Source organism: Streptosporangium sp. CA-115845, from assembly GCF_050943795.1.
Classification (GTDB): Bacteria; Actinomycetota; Actinomycetes; order Streptosporangiales; family Streptosporangiaceae; genus Streptosporangium.
This window is the reverse complement of the sequence record NZ_CP191988.1, coordinates 24,237-39,894: the sequence shown is the minus strand read 5'-3', so window position 1 is coordinate 39,894 and position 15,658 is coordinate 24,237. Positions and strand designations below refer to the sequence as shown.

The window sequence follows — 15,658 nt, the reverse complement described above, 5'->3', positions numbered from 1 at the left end:
GCCGGAACAGGTTCCCTTGACATCGGTACCCTGAGGAAGTGACTGATGGAGAGACCGGCAGGACGTTTCGACTGGCGTACGTGCCCGGGGTGACACCCGCGAAATGGGTCAACATCTGGACCGAGAGAATGCCCGGCGTGCCGATCACCTTGGTCGCGGTTCCCGCCGCCGAGGTGGTGGGACTCCTGCGGAATGGCGGCGCCGACGCCGGATTCGTCAGGCTGCCGGTCGACCGGGACGGGCTCAGCGTGATTCCTCTCTACGTGGAGACCACGGTGGTCGTGGTGCCCAAGGACCACGTGGTGGCCGCCGCCGACGAGGTGGCCATCGCCGACCTTAACGACGACGAGGTGTTCCACCCTCTGGACGACACCATCGAGTGGACGGTCCGGCCCGGGCTGCCCGCGTTCACCCGCCCTGCCACAACGGCGGACGCGGTCGAGCTGGTAGCGGCCGGCGCCGGGATTCTCCTGGTTCCGCTGTCGCTGGCACGCCTCCACCACCGCGGGGATCTCACTTACCGGCCGGTGCCGGACGCGCCGCAGTCTCAGGTTGCGCTGACCTGGCCCACGGACGCGACCACTGACCTGGTGGAAGATTTCATCGGCATCGTCCGCGGCCGGACGGTGAACAGCTCGCGGGGCCGTACCCCCGCCTCCGCTGCGGAGAAACCGGCACAGCGGCAGGCACAAAAACCCGCACAGAACGGCTCCGGTCGCCGGGCCGTGCCGGTCGGCCGCAAAAAGAAAGGCCACCGGCCTCGGTGACCTGCGGACGGATGCGCCGATCATCGTTGATAACGACATGAATTGCGCGTTCCCCTCTCAGCAGAAGGCTCCCTGGACCGAGTTCGGCGGCTCGGCCACGATGAGGGCATGACGGAGAACGGACCAGCGCGGCCGCCGACCGCGGGTGGAGGAGCAGGTTTACCCCCGAACTGGGCGGCGATGAGCGCTCTGGCAGGTGCGGTAGCCGCCGTGGTCGCGCTGGTCGCCTACCTGATACCGCCGACCCCGCCTCCGCAGCCCCCGTCCGACGCGGTAGTCACCACCCCTGCTCCGCGGCCGTCGTCACCGGATCCGGTCACCACCCGGCCCGCACCGCCGGCCCCACGCCCGTCGCCCGAGTCCAGCGAGCCCCAGCCGCCGGCGCCAAGCCCCACGCGAGTGGTCCCGGTTGTCTCCCCGCCGGTGTCAGCGGTCCGGCCCGGGGGCTGCGACGAGACGGAGACGGCGCTGACCGCATACCGCCGGAACGCCGGGACCACCCGCAGCGGCCAGGCAGCCGCGGCTCGCCAGACCTACCTCGACCTGATGGGCGCGGTCCTCGACGCGCAAGGAGCGGTGGGGGCGACGATCAGTCGACTGGCCGCCGAATTCCAGGAACTGAACTTCCGGCTGACCGGCATGACCGGCGGCGATCCCAACCAGGTGATCACGGACATCAACACGGACCTCGCCGAGCTCAGGAGGCTGTGCGGATCCGGCTGACCCGACGACACGTCACAGCCGGACTGGCGCGCGGCGGCCGCGGAGCAGCCGGGGGCCAGTGGTCCGCGCTTGAGCGCCGTTCCCGCGTGTTCATCGCCTCCGTCGGCGCACACCCGACATCGCGGCCCTGGCCGCGGCAGGCGGCGCACTTCCAGGTTTCCCGTGACTCCCCGTTGTTCCCCCTTGCTTACCGCCCCATCGGGCACGCAACGGGCACGGCCGGCACGCTCACTGCCAGAGCATCGGCCTAATCAGCTCGTCCAGAGAATGATCTTTCCGAGAAGGATCGCGCCGAACCAAAAAGCAAACATCATGGTTACTGCCGTACGTGCCTGCTTACGCTCCTGATCAGTCCGACCTGGCCGCCGTGCTCTTGCGATCAGCGTGATGGCCACCGCTACAAGAGCAAAGGTCATCGAGATCTCGACAGAGGTCATGACGTGAAGGTACTACGGCCAAAATCCCCTCTCCAGCCCGATCTGAGGTTGTCCCGTGACTCGTGGCGGTCCCCGCCTCGCGGCCTACCTACTGGTAGGCGACCACCACATCACTCCGATGTATGGAGACGGGAACCGTGAACAACACCTAACGGCACAGAATCCCAGCCCGAACTGCTACCACGAGAACATCGCCTGACCGTCGGACCGCTGATCAAGTTCCACGAACGTCGGGGCGTCCTCCCCGCCCAGGGTGCTCAGTGATGATCTCCAGTAACACGTCAGCGCCTACGACGGCTGTGTGATCGTTTCCTACTGCTGATCGAACACCGCCCCCTTTGTCCAGGTCATTATGAGTACTCCTGAGCAAGGTGGCGAAGGCTTCCGCGACAGTTTCAGGCTGGTGCCACCTCGGTCCTGGGATCGCAGCCCAATCCACGGCCTGAGGGTTTATGGGGGCAGCGTAACCGGCTCCTTGAGTGATAAAGGGAGAGCCGTCGCCGCCCGCTTGGGAACTGCAGATTTATGCCAGGCTCGTGTTCCGGATGTGACCCGGATAAGGCAGGCTCATCGACATGAAGAAGATGATCACAGGGCTGGTGGCCTGCGCCACTCTGCTGGTAGCCGCTCCCGTGGAGGCTGCGCCCAAGGGCCCTGTCCAGGCGCTGAAGGCCGTCCTGACACCCGGACATGGCGTGCACTTCACCGAGACTGCGACCCTCCTGGAAGGCGCCGTCGAGAGGGCAGAACGTCGGCGAAGGGGCATCTTCTCATTCGATAAGAAGGGCGGCGTCAAGTCCCTCGACGTCACCACCACCGGCGGTGAAAACGGACGCGAACGCGCCATCGGCTTCAATCACGTCATCGGCGGCACCGGTTACCAGTCCGGCGGCCTCATCGGGAAATGGTTGCGAAACGGCAAGACCTGGTGGAAGGACGTCCAACAATTACACCTCCACCACACCCAGCTGCTTGGCGACGACGAGCAGCTCATCAATCCGACCGAACCCGCGGCCCTGGCCGCCCTGCTGAAGAACGGGCAGGTGAGCGAGAACACCGTCACCGGCGCGATCACCTTCAAGGAGCTCGAGAAGGTCTCCCTCTGGTTGGACCACTCGGCTCACAGCAGCTGGGAGGACGACACGAAGCTCTACTACACCCTCACGCTGACCTCGGCGGGCCTGGTCAGCAGGGTGCAGAGTACGTACACGGCCACTGGGGGCCCTGACGAACTGGTGGGCAAGACCCTCCACGTTGACACCCACTACAGCCAGTGGGGCGAAAAGGTGTCAATCAAGGCACCGGACCGCCGTAAGACGACCACCGAGCTGTGCATCGGCGGGGATTTCTGCAATTGGCGCCTTCCGGGCTGACGACGCGCGCGCGAGCCGTGATGGCGTACGGTTCCCGGCCGTTGGCCGGCCACGTCCAAAGATCACGCAGGATGACCGGCGCGATAATCACCCGACCGACAGATCTGGGCTCTGTAGGTTGTTCTGGCCAAGACTCTCGCGATCCTTGGAGACTAGCGCCTTCTTTGAAGGTGGCGTGATCGGAGCCAATGCTCAGGAGATCGCTTTCCGCCACCCCGACCGAACCGGGAAACGCGCCCGCACCGTCATTACTGAGTCCGAAAGCTCGGCGTGACGCGCGATCACGCCTCTGACCTGCGGCGATAGATAGCCTTCGGGTAACGTCCAGCTTTCATCCTCAGTAGGAACAAAGCCCTGGACCTTCGATCGCCCCCGACCATGTATGGCGACCGGCCACGACGTGGCGATCGTGAGGGCTGTATCCGTGCGGCGGCCTGACAACCCCCAACGGAGCATTCGGTCAGTACGGCGCGGCAGGCGTGCGGCGCCCGGCCCGCAGTCCCGCGCCGTCCGGGACCGGCCCTCAGGCCGCATGCCCGGACGGCGGGCGGGCGGAGGGCCGGGGATGCGGCGGCGCGCCGCGGCGCCGCCTTGACGACCTCGTCCGTGGGGCACTGGCGAAGGGATCGGGCACGCAACGGGCACGGGAGCAAAAACAGGCCGAATGAAGATCAAAGCCCAGGTGACGGCAACGTGCCTGACCTGTGCTTCCTCGTGTCCGTGAGAGTGGTGGAGCCTAGGAGATTCGAACTCCTGACATCCTGCTTGCAAAGCAACCCGGGTGGGGGTGGGGCCATGGGCGATACCCGCCCCCACCTGCGCATACAGTCCACAGTGATCCACCGTTGTCCGGCCTCGTCCGTGGTCGTTGTCACCCAGTTGGTCACCCAGAGGTCCGGCCTTCGGCAAGGCTCAGACGCTGAAACCGTTGGTGCCCATCAGGCGTCGCTGTACCGTCGTCGTATTACGCGGGATCATGGCCACTCAACACGGATGAGGTACACCTCACGTTGCTCGTCCAGGACTACGTACGTCGCGAGCCCTCGCTCGCCGAACGCGTGAGTGAGCATGTTGGCCTTGGGGTTGGCCGGGTTGTACGGCTGACCGCTCCACGGCGCAACTTCCAGCAGGGTGAGCAGTTCGGCGAGTGGACGTAGCGCTTCCACGGGGATCGCCGCGATCTGCTCTTCGGCGAGAGGGTCGAGTGTGATCTGGTACACCTACAGGTCGACCCCACGAGCGCTGAGAACCTCACGCCACGGCCTTCCCGGGGAGACCTGTTCACCGGCAAGGACCTGCTCGGCTTTGGCATGCATTCGGCGACGTCCCTCTGGATCCCGCACCGAGTCACACGCGGAGATCCACCAGCGGTGAACGAAGGCGTTCAGCGCGCCGAGATCCAAACTCACTCGAACCTCATCGAGCACTGCCTTAAGCCCCGAATCGAACGCCTCACGGTCCTGCGGCACGACCAGGGCGGCGCGGATGGCCCGAAGGTTCTTCTCAGGCGTCGATGAACTGGGGGGCACGAACTCCTGCGGCTGCGCGGTCATGCTGGAATCTCCTCTCCCTGCTCACAAAGCCTACAGACTCCCGTCGGAAGAGCTCAGGAATCCAGTCACATGGGCACTCGAAACATAAGATCGACGTGTGCGTCGATCAGGTAAGCCGAGCGCTGGGCTCGGTGCGTGGCCCGGAGTCCCTCGTACACCGGGACCGACCTCCGGGCCATATGCCCGGTCGCCGAATGGGTGCAGGGTCGCGAGGTCGCGCGGAGCGCTGCTTGACCATCGCCGTCATGCGCGGTGAGTCACATCTGGTAGTACGCCACCGAAAGCTCATCGTGTGGGCTGTTAGTGTTGCCCGGCGTGGCACTACGGTGACGCCATGATCTCCAAACCGCCCGGGTGGCCGTTACTCACGGCATTCTCGCTTATGGCGCTCGTGTGTCTGTGGTGGGCCAGCGCACCCTACCTGTACGTCGAGTTGTTCCTTTTCGCTTTCTTCGCGGGCGGCGTGCTCTTCCTACTGTGGATCATACGGATCATCGTCGCGGCGACAACGGACTCCAACGCGGTGTCCGTGCATATACGGCGATGGTTCATGCCTTGGATGATTCTCGGCGGCGTCGTCCTCTCGGTCATCGTCGATGCACCGTTCTACGCACGATTCGCGTTGTCGCAGCCCGCCTTGACAGCCTTCGCCGAGACCGTCGCCAAGAGCGGCCAGGTCTCGCACGAGTGCCGGCACGTTGGTCTCTATCGCGTCTGCTGGGCAGAGTCGATCCCTGGCGGCGGTGCTCGATTCTCGGTCGATGACTGGCTGATCCGCACGTCGGCAGGCTTCGTGTGGAGCCCTGCAGGGCAGATGCCTGGGGACGATGTAGAGAACCTCGACCCGCTTGTCGGCCCCTGGTATAGATGGTCAGGGTGGGATAAATGGTGAGCGATATAGCAGTTTAGGGCCTGTCCCGGTCATGTGACTCCTCAGTCAGTGCTGCGCCCAGGGAAAGGACAAAGCGCGTCCTGAGAAGGACAGCAACCCCAGGAAGCGGCGTCACCGCTGCGCGGTGGGAAAGTGCTGCAAGCAGACGGCCTTCGAGTGGACCATCCACGATGCTTATATGACGCTCCGGGCCATGCTGAGCAACGCCGTGCGGGAAGAGAACCTCCCCCGCAACGTCGCGACCAACGTGAAGATGTCGGTCCCTCGCAAGCGCAAGGTCAAGGCGTGGAGCGTCGACGAGGCGCGGGCCTTCCTGGAGTCGGCCCGCACTCGACAGGACCCGATGTACCCGGCTTACGTCCTGGTCCTGGTGCTCGGCCTGCGCCTGGGCAAGGCCCCGGGATTCCGGTAAGAGGCCATCGACCTCGACGAGGCAGAGATGACGATCAGTTGGCAGTTCCTATGAGTCGCCGGCAAGCTTCACCACCGGCAGACCTAGACAGACGCTTCGGACGCCATGGTGCCGTTCTCGGGAATCGTGACGACAACGCTCCGTCGAAGATCCACGCGCTTTGCCGAACTCCTCGGCGAGGCGCGCACTGTTCTGTACGCTCATTTGGCGCACCCGACACCTAAGCCCGGCCTCCCTGGGCTCGCCTCCCAAATTCCTCCCACAGCCAGAGGCTGCAGCCCTGAGGCAGGCAGGGGAATAGGAAACCAAGACAGCCAGGCTTACGATGGCCTCTCCACCTCAGGGCACACGGACGGCACTCATCCAGTTCGATGAGCAGCCCTGATACGTAGCCGTTGCTGTATTTTGCTGCTGTACAAGATCAAAAAGGCCACTCCCTGATCATGGGAGATGGCCTCTGAAGTGTGGTGGAGCCTAGGAGATTCGAACTCCTGACATCCTGCTTGCAAAGCAGGCGCTCTGCCAACTGAGCTAAGGCCCCGAGATTCAAGCGGGTACCTGCGAGGGGACCTGCTTCAGTCGTACACGGTAGCAACAGGAGCCGCTCCGGCGCCAATTGAATCGGCGGGGCGTCGGCATGTCGTACCAAGCGAAACAAGAGGTCTCAGGGCACGGGCCGACGATGAACCGATCAGCACGGGCTTGGGCCGGGCGAGCGGGCCTAGATCACCGGGGTGGGGTGGCGGGTACATCATGGGGGCGGGTCGTGCTCGCCGTGCCGGTTCAGGGGGTGGTACGGGTGCGGCGGGCGAATTCCTTCTGGCCGGTCAGTGCGGCGCTGAGCCGTTCAGGGCAAGTGCGTTGAAGGAAGTATTTGGCGCCTGTTTTGGTCTCCTGGGTGGTGAGGGGGCGGTAGCGCATGGCGATCCAGCGGCCGAGGACGGTGTCATGGTCGATGTACCAGCCGGGGAAGGTCTGGCGCAGTACGGCGAGCGGGTTTTGCTGTGGTGTCGGGGGCTGTTGCGAGGTGTCGGTTTCGGGGTTGGTCATGGTGGGGGGTTCCTATCTGGAGGACGCGGGCGAGCCGGGTGGGCGGCCCGCCCGCGTCGCGCACCGCGTTTCGCTTTCACGCGGTACGTCTTGGACCGCACGGCGGCCCCGGACCGGGGAAGGGATGGGGCCGCCATGCCCGCTCATCAGAAGCAGGTGGTTGTTCGCCTCGGACTGGGCGCGAAGTGGCGCCGGTAGCCGAGCCGGGACACATCGGTACGGACGGGCCTGGACGGACGTATCGATCTCAGGCGGCAATACGCCCGCCTGGGCGACGGCACCGGTATGGCAGGCACGACGGGCGGGGCCTGCTCGGGACGGCGCTGGACGGAAATCGGCGGGATCTCCTCGGCCAAGGTCGGCATCTCAACAGAGGCCCGCTTACCGGGCCGCCGATCAGGCATCGACGGGATCGTCCTGGCCGGGGCCACGGGGACGGGCGGCTCGAAGCAGGGCAGCGAACGGTCCTCGGTCCGGCGGGCCCGCAGGCGAATGTCCAGCAGGTCGCGGGAGGGCGGGGCGTACTCATGGTCGGCGGGCCGGTCGGGACAGCCGTGCGCGTAGGGGGCGTGCCCGCAGGCGGCGCAGCCCATCGGCATCGGCGCCATTTCGGCGAAACAGCCGCAACCACCGACCGCCTGTCTGTCGAGGACGAGAGCACTAAGGTTGCTCACGGGTCAGGACCACCTTCCTGATCAAGGGACCCGTACGGCGTTGCGAGCGCCTGCGGGTCCCGTTTTTTGTACTTGGCCAGAGGCTACGCGATAGAGTATAGCCATGTATAGCAATGCATGGCTTCCCATAGATTTCAGCAGGTCACCATAGCCATACGGTGAAGTCATGAGCAGCGTCTCGCCGTTCGATCCAGAAGAGGACAGCCCGGAATATGTGTATGTCCGGCTGGCCAATCACATCCAGGCGTTGATCGATGCCGGTGACCTACGGCCGGGTCAGCGGCTCCCGGCAGAGCGTGACCTTGCTTCCGAATACGGAGTGGCGTATCTGACGGTGCGGCGCGCGATGCGGGAGCTGCGCGGGCGTGGCCTGATCAGGACCGTCGTCGGAAGAGGGACGTACATCGACCCGCAGGCAGAACCCTCGCGTCCGGACGACGTTCCGTCCGCCGACTGATCAGCACAGCGGTGATCGCAGGGGAAAGAGACGATTCGCTGAGCCTGCATCGTCCACTTGCCGACGAAAGCCGCGTGTCAACAGCGGTGCTGGAAGCCCTCCTGAGGTTCTCCGACCGCTGAGGGGTTCGCGGGCCGAGGTCGGCGTCGGGACGTCCGTCCGGCCGTCAGATGAGTGGGAACCGACCAAAGACCGAGCCCTCTGTGACTTTCTTGAACAGGCTGAGTTCCACAAGTCCCGCCGTAGTGGTGGCGGCGACAACCGCCACCAACCTTCCGGGTCTCGTCGCCGTACGCGACAGCAAGGCCCGTCCGGCCCCACACTGGCCTTCTCCTCCGCTTCCTGGAACGACTTCCTGACAGGCATCCACAACGGAGAGATCTAACCGAACGCAAGGGCTGCACGGCCGAGGTCGCCCGGGGGTCGCCCGGTCGTGCGGCAAGCGCGGGCCTCACATGGAAACGTTCGCGCAATCTCCTGGAGGACGGGAGTCAGCTCACACTCAACCGGATTGAGCTCACCTGTAACCCATATACCGGCGGCATGACATCGGCCCCTCGGAGCTGCGGCCCGTCAATGGGCCGCGGTGGCCAGGGGGGACTCGGCGGGCGTGCCGCCAAGGAGGAGTCCGGGGAGATCCGCGATGGAGCCGAGGATGTGGGTGGCTCCCCCGTTGAGGAGGCGTTCCCTGCTGTGCACGCCGGTCAGGACGCCGCCGACCACCGCCGCGCCGGCACGGCGGCCGCAGAGCATCTCGCTCTCGGAGTCCCCGACGACGGCGACCTGGCGTACGTCCTCGATACCGAGTCGCATGACCGCGGCGAGCACCAGGTCGGGCATCGGACGGCCACGGCCGGTGTCCTCGGGGCACAGGGCCAGATCGAGCCTGTCGGACCAGCTCAGGGCAGCCAGCACGCGGCCGAGCGTGACACGGCTGAAGCCGGTGGTGAGGCAGATCTTGACGTCGGCACCGTGGAGCTCGTCGAGCGCCTCGACGATTCCGGGCAGCGGAACCAGGCCCGCGCGTCCGATGGCGCCCTCGTAGGAGCGCTCGAAGGTCAGATTGGCCGCCTGGGCCTGGGCCTCGTTGTCCGGGAAGATCCCCCGGAAGACATCGATCTTGGAGCATCCCCGGGACCGGTGCACGTGCACCATGGCACGAGCGTACGCACCGGTCCCGGGCACGATGCCCTGCGTGGCGATCGCCTCGGCGAACGCCCGCTCGACCATGGCGACGTCACCGATCGTGGTGCCTGGCAGATCCAGGCAGACAAGCCTGATGGGCTTTACTCCATCTTGGGCAAGGACCATGAAAGCACCCGAATCGGTAGCCGCGTCTGTCAGTTCTCGCTGCCGGTGGCCTCGGTCCACAGGTCGAGCTCGGCGCGGTCGGCCTGCACCTTGCGCCAGACCAGCAGCCCCCCGAGGGCGACAAGCGCCAGAACGAGCAACTTCTTCACGGTGTGACCCCACTTCTTGAGAAGTCTCACCTGCCGGGGTGAGACAACGCCCGGTTCGAACGGTTCCCTGCAGCCTAGCAAGGGATCGGGCCATGCCCCGGTCCGCATGACAAGCGTCACAGCCGATCTACGCTAACCGGGTAATTGTCACTATCATCCCGCACGACTCGCGATCCGATGATCACAATCTGCCATGAATCCTGTTGCGAAACCGCCCGCGTTCTTACCATAACCCCCGGAGCGGGCCGCTCCATCCGCCCGAAAGTTCCGGTCACCGGCCGCCAGGAAGGGTTCTGCCCGGACATCGCGGTGACCAGCGTGTCCGCTCGCTCCGGCGCGATTACCGGGGGGTGCGAATGTCGCAAACCCTCTCGCTATGGATCGGTCAGGCGCCCTGAACAAGATCGGCGTAGTCAGGGTGGCGGTCCATCCATTCCCTGACAAACCAGCAGAGAGGCACGACCTTGGCCTCTTCGGCGCGGGCCGCGTCCAACGCGGTGCGGACGAGTGCGGATCCCACCCCGTTGCCCTCGTACTCCGGCTCGACCTTGGTGTGGGGATAGACGATGACCCCGTCACGCCGGACGAGCTCCAGCCGCCCCGCGCCCCTGCCGTCCACCGTCGCCACGAAGGAATCGCCACCGGGGGAGAGCTTGACATCCACCTGCATGGAGGTTCTCCTTTGCCAGACCGCCGCCAGACCGCCGTACGGCGGTTCCCTGTTCAGCCGATTCCGCGAGACGTTCATTCCCATGTGTGCGGATCTTCGGCGGACGCGATGGCCGGCCGGTTTCTACGCACCGAAACACGAAACCGGCAAACCGTACCAAAAGGCGCCCGGCTGAAGGATGATGAGAGCAGGTACCGGCACCGCCGATGCCTCATGGCGATCAGCCGACACACCTGCGCCGTCACGACAGACGTTGACTGACCCTCATGCCCCACCCAGAAGGTGATCACAATGGTAGGTGAGGCCGGCCACGGCTCACTGCGCGTTCTCTTCACCGATCTGCCGGTCGGCCTACGCTGCGAGGGAGAGATCGACCTCTGTACGCGGCACGTCCTGGTGCAGGCCCTCGCCATGGCGGCGGAGCGCACCCGCGGCGATCTGTATGCCGATCTCCAGGGTGTCGACTTCGTCGACGTGGGCGGTCTGCGGGTGCTGGCGGAGATCGCGTTCGGGATGGCGGGCGACCGCAGGCTGGTCGTCAGGGGTCTCCGGCCGCACGCGTGGCGGATCGCCGAGCTCTGCGGCTGGGCGGAGGTGCTCGACAGCAGGTCCGGAAAACGTATCCGTCAGCGGGATAACAACTGATCACTTCTCGGCTGTAGCGTAAAAGTGCTCTAGAGAAATTCGGAAGATCTCAAGCTGAGCACCGGCCGGCTCCAGACTTGAGGTAACCGCGACCCGGCGGCGGCATCCGGCCGCCTTCCCTCCCCCTCGACCGTCCACAGAGGTGTACCCGTGAGCGCTGCCGTCCGCGTGACCGATGTGTCCGACCCCTCGGTAGAGGAGATGGTCCTGCTGAGCCTGGCCGGCGAGCTCGACTACACCAATGCCGAGCGGTTCCGTCACGACCTTCACCAGGCCATCGGCCAGGACCAGGGTGACCTTGTCATAGACCTGACCGATCTGACCTTCTGCGACTCCACGGGAATCCAGCAATTCCTGAACACCCGCAAGATCGTCCAGGACCGCGGAGGCAGCATCATCCTGGCAAATCCGCACCCCCGCCTGGAGCGAATCCTCCACCTGACCGGACTCGCCCAGGCCTTCGGCATCCAGCCCACCGTCGCCGACGCCGTCAAGGCACTGCGACCACAGCAGCCCGCCCCGGATATTCACGGCGGATGACCGTCGTAAGTTGGCAACGATCGGGCAGGTGTCTAGCATCGTGTAACTCATCTGCAACGCCCTGATTCTGGAGCAAGTCGGCTCGCCCCCCGGTGACTGCCAGACAAGGCGACGTCAAGGGGGTGTCGTGATCGGCGACCACGGCCGGCACTGGCCGATCGACGAGGATCTCAGCGCGTTGCGGGAGCGTCTCCACCATCACGCCACCCAGGCCGGCATACGGGGCGAACGCCTGAACGACCTCCTCCTCGCCACCAACGAGGCGGTCATCAACGTCCTGGAGCACGGCGGCGGCAAGGGCACCGTGGACGTCTGGCAGGACGAGAGCCACCTGACCATCGACGTCACCGACACCGTGGGGCTCCTGGCCACCGAGCACATCCCGGCGAAACGCCCCGCGGGCACCGTTCGGGGTTTCGGCCTGTGGCTGATGACCCAGCTGTGCGACGAGTTCACCATCGAGCAGATCTCCGGAGGCTCCCGGGTCCGCCTGCGGATGGACCTGCGCTCCCCATCGGCACGGATCGGGGCACTCAGCCAGGAAGACCCCGGTCAGGAAGAGGTCCGGGCCGCGTTCTGAGCCCCGATCGTCATGGGCCCCAGGTCCCGTGACGCCAGGGTCCACCGGTCGTCAAGGTCCGGCCGATCACCACCGTGCCTTTCCCGTCTCTCCGGAAACCGGAGGGGGCCGCTCGTACGCAATCCTTGACCACCCGCTGGCAGAAGGGCGATGCTCCGTCCCGATGTCCGCGATACGCTCGTTTAGCCAGGTCAGCGCACTACCTTGCGGTTTTCCCTGACCGTTCTCCGCGGAACCGTGGCGGCCGCCGACGGCATGTGAGGACGTGCCGCGGCATCGCCCCGGGCCGGGTTCACGGTAGGCCCGACCCACGGAAAACCGTCCTGGCTCCCCTCTCGTGTTCGAGCTCGAAAGGGATGGTCCTCATGAGGGTTGTCGTCGACCTGGCGCGCTGCCAGGGGTATGCGCAGTGCGCCTTCCTGGCCCCGGACGCGTTCCGGATGCAGGGTGAGGAGGCACTCGCGTTCCACTCCAGCCCCGACGACGCGCAGCGGGACCAGGTCCTGCGTGCGGCCGCCGCCTGCCCGGTCCAGGCTATCCTCGTCGAGACACCTGGACCGTCATGAGCAGTGAGCAGAGCCTGAAGGCGTTCAGGCGTGACGGCCGCATCGTGATCGTCGGCGCCTCCCTCGCGGGGCTGAGAGCCGCGGAGGCGCTGCGCGACGAGGGCTTCACCGGATCGCTGACCCTCATCGGGGACGAGGCGTGCGAGCCCTACGACCGGCCTCCGCTCTCCAAACAGGTCCTGACCGGCTGGGTACCCGCGGACGGCACCGCGCTACCCCGGCGCCGCGAGATCGGCGCGGAGTGGCTGCTCGGCGTGGCCGCCTCGGGGCTGGACCTCGCCGGCAAGCGGGTGCGGCTCGCGGACGGGCGGGAGGTTCCCTACGACAGGTTGCTGATCACCACCGGTGTACGTGCCAGGTCCTGGCCCGACGAGGCCGAGGCCGCACTGGACGGCGTGTTCGTGGTCCGCACCCGCGACGACTCCGGTCGCCTGCGGGAGCGGCTGGACGCCGGGCCCGGCCGGGTACTCGTCATCGGGGCCGGATTCGCCGGTTCCGAGATCGCCTCCGTCTGCCGCGAGCGCGGTATACCGGTGACCGTCGCCGAGGTCGCCGAGGCCCCGCTGGTGGGAGCACTCGGCAACATGATCGGCTCGATCGCCGCGGACCTCCAGCGTGCTCACGGCGTCGACCTGCGCTGCGGTGTCAGGGTCACCCGGCTGGAGGGCGACGGGCGGGTGCGCCGCGCTCACTTCTCCGATGGAGCGGCGATCGACGCCGACGTGGTGGTGGTCGCGCTCGGCGGTGTGCGCAACACCGAGTGGCTGCGGGACTCGGGGCTGGCCGCCGGCCGCTGGGGGGTGGCCTGCGACTCGGGGTGCCGGGCGTTCGACATCAACGGTCTGGTCACCGATGACGTCTTCGTCGCCGGGGACGTGGCACGCTGCCCGCACCCGGTCTACGAGTACCGGTTCGTGTCGCTGGAGCACTGGGCCAACGCGGTGGAGCAGGCCCAGGTCGCGGCGCACAACATGGTCAGCCCGCCGACCGACCGCTGGCCGCACCTGTCCATGCCGACGTTCTGGTCCATGCAGTTCGGCGTCAACATCAAGTCCGTCGGTGTTCCGATCATGGCGGACGAGATCACCGTCACCCAGGGGGCGGTGGAGGAGCGCCGGTTTGTCGCGGCCTACGGGTACCGCGGCAGGGTCATCGCGGCCGTCAGCTTCGACAACGCCAAATGGCTCGACCACTACCGGCAGCTGATCGAGACGGCGGCCCCATTCCCGCCCTCCTGCCCCACCCCCGACCAGCCCGCCGACATGAAGCCGGTCCCGGCCCGCTTCCCGGATCCCCTCATCATCACCCACGGAGCCACGGTCATGGTCACCGGCCACGAGCCGAGCGAGCGGCGCGTGGCGTTCGCACGGCCGGGCCGTTGAAGCCGGGCAAACCTTAGGAGAAGCGGTCATGACAGTCGCTCAGGCGCCCAGCACTCTCCAGCGGATCCTCGACTACTCCAGCCGGGCCGACCCGTACCCGCTCTACGCGGAGCTGCGCAGGAGGCCGGTGGCCCGGCAGGAGGACGGCGACTACGTTGTCAGCACCTACCGGGAGATCAGCACGTTGCTGCACGACCCGCACCTCAGCTCCGACGCGCACAGCCTCGAAAACCCGGGGCCCGCCCTCGCCGAGCGCGGGGACCCACCGGCGTTCATCGGCCTCGACCCGCCGCAGCACGACCGGCTGCGCCGCATGGCGATGCGGCACTTCGGCCCCCCGCACTCACCCACGCTGATAGACGACATGCGACCCGACCTGACCGCCATCGTCACCGGCCTGATCGAGAACCTGGCGGGCAGGGACCAGATCGACATCGTGGACGACTTCGCCTATCCCTTCCCGGTCACCGTGATCTGCCACCTGCTCGGCGTGCCCCGCGAGGACGAGCCGCGATTCCACCGGTGGGTCGAGGCGATCGTCGCGCTGCTCGACTTCGACCCCGCGACGGACCCTCAGGAACGCCTGCGGGAGGGTGTGCAGGCTCGCAAGGACCTCAGGCACTATCTCGCCGAGCTCCTGGAGAGCCGCCGCGGCCGGCCACCGGGCGACGACCTGCTGTCCCGGCTGGCGAGCGACGAGGGCCCCGACGGGCGCATGACGGACGAGGAGATCGTCAGCACCGCCAACCTGCTGCTCATCGCGGGTCACGAGACGACGGTCAACCTGATCACCAACGGCGTGCTGACCCTGCTGCGCCACCCCGATGTGCTGGAGCGCCTGCGCCGTGAGCCCGAGATGATCATCCGGACGGTCGAGGAACTGCTGCGCTACGAACCTCCGGTGCACATCATCCCCTGGCGGGCCGCCTACAGCGACCTCACCGTCGCGGACGTCACCATCCCGAAGGGCTCGCAGATCACGCTCATGCTCGCCTCCGGCAACCGCGACCCCGCGTACTTCCGCGACCCCGACCGGTTCGATCCCGACCGGCAGGACAACCGGCACCTCGGTTTCGGCAGTGGCATCCACCTGTGCTTCGGTGCCCCCCTGGCCCGGCTGGAGACGCAGATCGCGCTGAACGGACTGGTACGCCACCTGGAGAATCCCCGGCTCGTCGCCGACCCGCCCCCGTACCGGCAGAGCGCGGTCCTGCGCGGCCCGCGCCACCTCCTCGTCAGGCAGGGGTGACGCGTGGACACCGGCTCCACATCCTGATCCGTACCGGCACCCCGGATGAGGCGTGCGGTACGGGGGCGCCGTCCGGGACGGCGAGGTTCCCGGGCCAGGTCGTCGTCGCCCGTGGTGTGCTGATCTTCCCGGTTGAGACCCGCGCATGCGGTACGCGACCGAAGGACTCACGGCGGGTGGGTTCCTCCGCCCCGGCATCCGCCGCTTATCGTGGCCATGGCGCCCCAC

20 protein-coding genes and 1 tRNA gene are annotated in these 15,658 nt (G+C 66.6%); 12 read left to right on the top strand and 9 right to left on the bottom strand.

Annotated elements, in window-relative coordinates:
• Positions 1–38 precede the first annotated feature (38 nt).
• Positions 39–767, top strand: a complete 729-nt coding sequence (locus ACQP0P_RS01920) for a LysR substrate-binding domain-containing protein (protein WP_433370045.1) — start codon at positions 39–41, stop codon at positions 765–767.
• Between the two features lie 180 nt (positions 768–947).
• Positions 948–1,490 carry a hypothetical protein gene (locus ACQP0P_RS01915; RefSeq protein WP_433370042.1) on the top strand — a complete coding sequence of 181 codons (543 nt, stop codon included), beginning with the start codon at positions 948–950 and terminating at the stop codon, positions 1,488–1,490.
• Between the two features lie 251 nt (positions 1,491–1,741).
• Here the strand turns inward: ACQP0P_RS01915 and ACQP0P_RS01910 are convergent, their stop codons facing one another.
• On the bottom strand, positions 1,742–1,927 hold the full coding sequence (locus ACQP0P_RS01910) for a hypothetical protein (RefSeq protein WP_433370039.1): 186 nt from the start codon (positions 1,925–1,927) through the stop codon (positions 1,742–1,744).
• Between the two features lie 575 nt (positions 1,928–2,502).
• On the opposite strand from ACQP0P_RS01910, the gene ACQP0P_RS01905 reads away from it, so the two are divergent.
• Positions 2,503–3,300 (top strand): hypothetical protein, encoded by a 798-nt coding sequence (locus tag ACQP0P_RS01905; protein ID WP_433370036.1) that lies wholly within the window; start codon positions 2,503–2,505, stop codon positions 3,298–3,300.
• Between the two features lie 974 nt (positions 3,301–4,274).
• Here ACQP0P_RS01905 and ACQP0P_RS01900 read toward each other — a convergent pair.
• Entirely contained in the window at positions 4,275–4,520 is a 246-nt protein-coding gene (locus ACQP0P_RS01900) for a hypothetical protein (protein ID WP_355509885.1), read from the bottom strand.
• Positions 4,521–4,853: a DUF6247 family protein gene (locus ACQP0P_RS01895; RefSeq protein WP_433370033.1), complete on the bottom strand. Its 333-nt coding sequence runs from the start codon at positions 4,851–4,853 to the stop codon at positions 4,521–4,523.
• 334 nt (positions 4,854–5,187) lie between these two features.
• Between ACQP0P_RS01895 and ACQP0P_RS01890 the strand changes: the two genes are divergently transcribed.
• Positions 5,188–5,745, top strand: a complete 558-nt coding sequence (locus ACQP0P_RS01890) for a hypothetical protein (RefSeq protein WP_433370030.1) — start codon at positions 5,188–5,190, stop codon at positions 5,743–5,745.
• Positions 5,746–5,923: 178 nt separating this feature from the next.
• Positions 5,924–6,157: a hypothetical protein gene (locus ACQP0P_RS01885; RefSeq protein ID WP_433370027.1), complete on the top strand. Its 234-nt coding sequence runs from the start codon at positions 5,924–5,926 to the stop codon at positions 6,155–6,157.
• Positions 6,158–6,622: 465 nt separating this feature from the next.
• Here the strand turns inward: ACQP0P_RS01885 and ACQP0P_RS01880 are convergent.
• From ACQP0P_RS01880 to ACQP0P_RS01870, 3 genes are all read right to left on the bottom strand, one after another.
• Positions 6,623–6,698: transfer RNA gene (locus ACQP0P_RS01880), tRNA-Ala, on the bottom strand.
• A gap of 242 nt (positions 6,699–6,940) precedes the next feature.
• Positions 6,941–7,207 (bottom strand): hypothetical protein, encoded by a 267-nt coding sequence (locus tag ACQP0P_RS01875; RefSeq protein ID WP_433370024.1) that lies wholly within the window; start codon positions 7,205–7,207, stop codon positions 6,941–6,943.
• Positions 7,208–7,353: 146 nt separating this feature from the next.
• Positions 7,354–7,881 (bottom strand): hypothetical protein, encoded by a 528-nt coding sequence (locus ACQP0P_RS01870; protein WP_433370022.1) that lies wholly within the window; start codon positions 7,879–7,881, stop codon positions 7,354–7,356.
• Positions 7,882–8,047: 166 nt separating this feature from the next.
• On the opposite strand from ACQP0P_RS01870, the gene ACQP0P_RS01865 reads away from it, so the two are divergent.
• A complete protein-coding gene (locus ACQP0P_RS01865; RefSeq protein WP_433370019.1) occupies positions 8,048–8,338 on the top strand; it encodes a winged helix-turn-helix domain-containing protein in 291 nt (96 codons plus the stop codon).
• A gap of 573 nt (positions 8,339–8,911) precedes the next feature.
• On the opposite strand, the gene ACQP0P_RS01860 is transcribed toward ACQP0P_RS01865, so the two are convergent.
• From ACQP0P_RS01860 to ACQP0P_RS01850, 3 genes are all read right to left on the bottom strand, one after another.
• Complete coding sequence (locus ACQP0P_RS01860) at positions 8,912–9,649, bottom strand: HAD family hydrolase (RefSeq protein WP_433370016.1); 738 nt, start codon at positions 9,647–9,649, stop codon at positions 8,912–8,914.
• 29 nt (positions 9,650–9,678) lie between these two features.
• Positions 9,679–9,798, bottom strand: a complete 120-nt coding sequence (locus ACQP0P_RS01855) for a DLW-39 family protein (RefSeq protein WP_211264163.1) — start codon at positions 9,796–9,798, stop codon at positions 9,679–9,681.
• Positions 9,799–10,183: 385 nt separating this feature from the next.
• Positions 10,184–10,468 (bottom strand): GNAT family N-acetyltransferase, encoded by a 285-nt coding sequence (locus tag ACQP0P_RS01850; RefSeq protein WP_433370013.1) that lies wholly within the window; start codon positions 10,466–10,468, stop codon positions 10,184–10,186.
• Between the two features lie 291 nt (positions 10,469–10,759).
• On the opposite strand from ACQP0P_RS01850, the gene ACQP0P_RS01845 reads away from it, so the two are divergent.
• From ACQP0P_RS01845 to ACQP0P_RS01820, 6 genes are all read left to right on the top strand, one after another.
• Positions 10,760–11,113, top strand: a complete 354-nt coding sequence (locus tag ACQP0P_RS01845) for an STAS domain-containing protein (RefSeq protein WP_433370010.1) — start codon at positions 10,760–10,762, stop codon at positions 11,111–11,113.
• A gap of 150 nt (positions 11,114–11,263) precedes the next feature.
• Positions 11,264–11,653 (top strand): STAS domain-containing protein, encoded by a 390-nt coding sequence (locus tag ACQP0P_RS01840; protein WP_433370007.1) that lies wholly within the window; start codon positions 11,264–11,266, stop codon positions 11,651–11,653.
• Between the two features lie 127 nt (positions 11,654–11,780).
• Positions 11,781–12,233 carry an ATP-binding protein gene (locus ACQP0P_RS01835; RefSeq protein WP_433370004.1) on the top strand — a complete coding sequence of 151 codons (453 nt, stop codon included), beginning with the start codon at positions 11,781–11,783 and terminating at the stop codon, positions 12,231–12,233.
• Between the two features lie 365 nt (positions 12,234–12,598).
• Positions 12,599–12,799: a ferredoxin gene (locus tag ACQP0P_RS01830; RefSeq protein ID WP_350913799.1), complete on the top strand. Its 201-nt coding sequence runs from the start codon at positions 12,599–12,601 to the stop codon at positions 12,797–12,799.
• Positions 12,796–14,181: an NAD(P)/FAD-dependent oxidoreductase gene (locus ACQP0P_RS01825; protein ID WP_433370000.1), complete on the top strand. Its 1,386-nt coding sequence runs from the start codon at positions 12,796–12,798 to the stop codon at positions 14,179–14,181. Before ACQP0P_RS01830 ends, ACQP0P_RS01825 begins: the two co-directional genes overlap by 4 nt.
• A gap of 28 nt (positions 14,182–14,209) precedes the next feature.
• The gene (locus tag ACQP0P_RS01820; RefSeq protein ID WP_433369997.1) at positions 14,210–15,430 is read left to right on the top strand and encodes a cytochrome P450; all 1,221 of its coding nucleotides are present in this window, start codon (positions 14,210–14,212) and stop codon (positions 15,428–15,430) included.
• Positions 15,431–15,658: the final 228 nt, after the last annotated feature.

Excerpts from the sequence above, each read along its gene's own strand:
- ACQP0P_RS01915 (WP_433370042.1), top strand. The coding sequence starts at position 948 with ATGAGCGCTCTGGCAGGTGCGGTAGCCGCCGTGGTCGCGCTGGTCGCC.
- ACQP0P_RS01910 (WP_433370039.1), bottom strand. The coding sequence starts at position 1,927 with ATGACCTCTGTCGAGATCTCGATGACCTTTGCTCTTGTAGCGGTGGCC.
- ACQP0P_RS01905 (WP_433370036.1), top strand. The coding sequence starts at position 2,503 with ATGAAGAAGATGATCACAGGGCTGGTGGCCTGCGCCACTCTGCTGGTA.
- ACQP0P_RS01895 (WP_433370033.1), bottom strand. The coding sequence starts at position 4,853 with ATGACCGCGCAGCCGCAGGAGTTCGTGCCCCCCAGTTCATCGACGCCT.
- ACQP0P_RS01890 (WP_433370030.1), top strand. The coding sequence starts at position 5,188 with ATGATCTCCAAACCGCCCGGGTGGCCGTTACTCACGGCATTCTCGCTT.
- ACQP0P_RS01885 (WP_433370027.1), top strand. The coding sequence starts at position 5,924 with ATGACGCTCCGGGCCATGCTGAGCAACGCCGTGCGGGAAGAGAACCTC.
- ACQP0P_RS01875 (WP_433370024.1), bottom strand. The coding sequence starts at position 7,207 with ATGACCAACCCCGAAACCGACACCTCGCAACAGCCCCCGACACCACAG.
- ACQP0P_RS01865 (WP_433370019.1), top strand. The coding sequence starts at position 8,048 with ATGAGCAGCGTCTCGCCGTTCGATCCAGAAGAGGACAGCCCGGAATAT.
- ACQP0P_RS01860 (WP_433370016.1), bottom strand. The coding sequence starts at position 9,649 with ATGGTCCTTGCCCAAGATGGAGTAAAGCCCATCAGGCTTGTCTGCCTG.
- ACQP0P_RS01850 (WP_433370013.1), bottom strand. The coding sequence starts at position 10,468 with ATGCAGGTGGATGTCAAGCTCTCCCCCGGTGGCGATTCCTTCGTGGCG.
- ACQP0P_RS01845 (WP_433370010.1), top strand. The coding sequence starts at position 10,760 with ATGGTAGGTGAGGCCGGCCACGGCTCACTGCGCGTTCTCTTCACCGAT.
- ACQP0P_RS01830 (WP_350913799.1), top strand. The coding sequence starts at position 12,599 with ATGAGGGTTGTCGTCGACCTGGCGCGCTGCCAGGGGTATGCGCAGTGC.
- ACQP0P_RS01825 (WP_433370000.1), top strand. The coding sequence starts at position 12,796 with ATGAGCAGTGAGCAGAGCCTGAAGGCGTTCAGGCGTGACGGCCGCATC.
- ACQP0P_RS01820 (WP_433369997.1), top strand. The coding sequence starts at position 14,210 with ATGACAGTCGCTCAGGCGCCCAGCACTCTCCAGCGGATCCTCGACTAC.